Genomic DNA, 255 nt, shown 5'->3' with positions numbered 1-255 from the left:
TGGAGACGAGACTGATTGCGGAGTCCCGGTCAGTCGGGCCATAGGCAACGCCTCCTAGCGTAACCACACCGTTCTGTACCCCGATTGTGAAGGCGTTAAAAGCCGTAGTCCCGTAGCCGACGCGATCGTAGGTAAGCTTTTCCGCCAGCTTGTTGCGTAGGGTCACGTCATCCACTGTGGGCCCTGCAACTTCAATCAAATTTTGCACTGCCCTGACATTCTTCCGATGATGAACTCTCTTATCGGCATCCTCCT

The 255-nt window shown here is 54.5% G+C and carries 1 pseudogene; it reads right to left on the bottom strand.

The window, feature by feature from the left end:
- A pseudogene (locus tag JAO29_RS23170) lies at positions 1 to 208 on the bottom strand (BON domain-containing protein); the annotation flags it as partial.
- Positions 209 to 255: the final 47 nt, after the last annotated feature.

The organism is Edaphobacter sp. HDX4 (assembly GCF_036877565.1).
GTDB lineage: Bacteria > Acidobacteriota > Terriglobia > Terriglobales > Acidobacteriaceae > Edaphobacter.
The sequence above is the reverse complement of the archived record's forward strand: the minus strand, read 5'-3'. Positions and strand labels throughout refer to the sequence as shown.